Source organism: Mucilaginibacter sp. P4_G9 (genome assembly GCF_056400985.1).
The window spans coordinates 1-2358 of sequence record NZ_JBFUKF010000591.1; the positions used below are offsets into that span (position 1 = coordinate 1).

The 2358-nt window shown below is 47.0% G+C and carries 2 protein-coding genes; both read left to right on the top strand.

Annotated features, from left to right (window positions below; all coding sequences use genetic code 11):
- A partial coding sequence (locus tag AC1DPZ_RS25650; RefSeq protein WP_477408826.1) for an alpha-L-arabinofuranosidase C-terminal domain-containing protein occupies positions 1-856 on the top strand: 856 nt, incomplete at its 5' end.
- Positions 857-951: 95 nt separating this feature from the next.
- Positions 952-2358, top strand: a 1407-nt coding sequence (locus AC1DPZ_RS25655) for a glycoside hydrolase family 43 protein (protein ID WP_477408828.1), incomplete at its 3' end; no start/stop codon positions are given.

Below are 2358 nucleotides of genomic sequence, written 5' to 3' on the forward strand. Positions count from 1 at the left end.
CCCCATTAAAGCCAAATACCCTAACCTTCACTGTATTGCAAGCATGGGCGGCAAGGACTGGCTTGGGAGCAGGAGTAAATTAACCATCCGCAAGCCCGAAATTGTAGATGAACATTACTACCGCAATGCCTGGGGGATGGAAGAGGACGCGGCACATTATGATAACTACGACCGCAAAGGATATAAAGTGTTTGTAGGGGAGTGGGCAACAACGGAAGGCATGCCCACCACCACTTTGAATGCTGCCCTCGGTGATGCCGCCTGGATGACCGGTATGGAACGCAACTCAGACCTCGTTATCCGCTCATGCTATGCGCCTTTATTTGCAAATGTAAACAAGGCTACCGCAACCGTGCCGAAAGCATGGCAATGGGAATCAAACCTGATAGGTTATGATGCATTGACAAGTTTTGGTTCGCCATCGTATTATGTACAGGTAATGTTTAATACCTATATCGGCGATAAGGTAGTCCCTGTATCCGGCGCCAATATCCCCACCCAAACCAGGCCTGCCACCAAACAGGACAGCGCGGCGAACAACATGCCCAAACCTATACCAGGCATGTTTTATGTAGCTACCCGGGACACCAAAACGGGAAAACTGTTTCTTAAAGTAGTAAATGCAACAGGAAAGCCGCAGCAGGTTGACATCGACTTAAATGGTGCCGGAAAACTTTCTCCCGAAGGTACAATCGTGGTAATAAAAGGCGACAAACCCGAAGATACGAACACGATAAGCGACCCGGTAAAAATAGTTCCTGTTACCTCAAAAATAAAAGTCGCAGGCGCAAAATTTACCAGGACTTTCGACCCATATTCAGTAAACGTGCTTCAAATAAATACATTAACCAAATAATTGAAACCAGGTAAGAAACTAAATAAATAAAATAGTAAGAATACCAGGACAAAAAACCAAATGTCAATATGAGAAATGCAATTTACAGGTTATGGATGGCGGCCTTAATTATAACGATTACAGTGCCGTGTTTATATGCGCAAAAAGCCACTAAYCCCATTATTTACGCGGATGTACCGGACATATCAATAGARCGTGTAGGCAAYAGCTATTACATGAGCAGCACAACCATGCACATGAGTCCCGGTGTGCCGATTATGAAGTCGAACGACCTGGTGAACTGGAAGACGGTGGGTTATGCCTATGATACTTTAGCAAACATTGATGCAACAAACCTCACCAATGGCAAAAACATGTATGGGGAGGGTTCGTGGGCAAGTTCTATCCGTTTCCATAATGGCACCTATTATGTAAGCACATTTTCTGCAAATACCGGCAAAATGCACATTTACAGCACTAAAAATATCGAAAAAGGCCCATGGAAAGCCAGGTCATTTGCCCCCGACCTGGGTGATCACTCCTTGTTTTTTGATGATGACGGAAAAGTGTATATGATTAGCGGGAGCGGAGATTTAAGGTTAGTTGAATTAAAGGACGATCTATCCGGTATAAAACCTGGCGGAACGGACAAAATTATCATTAAAAAGGCAAACGTGCCTTCGGGCGGTAYCGGCCTCGGTCCGGAGGGCTCTCAGCTGTTTAAGATAAAAGGCAAATATTATCTTTTCAATATTACATGGCCACCGGGCCACGTACGCACTGTTATCATACACCGGGCAGATAAAATCACCGGCCCGTACGAAGGACGAATTGCCCTCCAGGACCTGGGTGTGGCGCAAGGCGGATTGGTCGAAGCGCCAAACGGGGCCTGGTATGCTTATTTGTTCCGTGATTATGGCTCGGTTGGCCGCATCCCCTATTTGGTGCCGGTAAAGTGGGTAGATGGGTGGCCCGTGTTAGGCACCCACGGCAAAGTGACCGATACGCTCGACCTGCCGGCCGGTAAAGGTTTGATCCCGGGCATCGTTGCTTCGGACGAGTTTACCCGTAAAAAAGGCGAACGCGCATTACCACTGGTTTGGCAATGGAACCATAACCCGGATAATAGCTTGTGGTCAGTTACAGCGCGGAAAGGGTATTTACGGCTCAGCACCGGCAGGATCGACACCAATTTCCTGGCGGCACGAAACTTATTGACACAACGCACCATCGGCCCGGTATGCTCCGGGACAGTTTCGCTCGACGTTTCTAACATGAAAGATGGTGATTTCGCGGGTTTGGGCCTTTTGCAACAAAATTACGGGTTGGCAGGTGTAAAAATAACCGGGGATAGCAAAGCTATCATCATGATCAATGCAAGCACCGGAAAACCTGTAGAAGCACAACAAATCCCCTTAAACCAAAAGGTAGTTTACTTTAAGGCGGAATGCAATTTTACGGACAGAAAAGACGTGGCAGATTTTTTTTATAGCCTGGACGGGAAAACGTGGATACCATTGGGC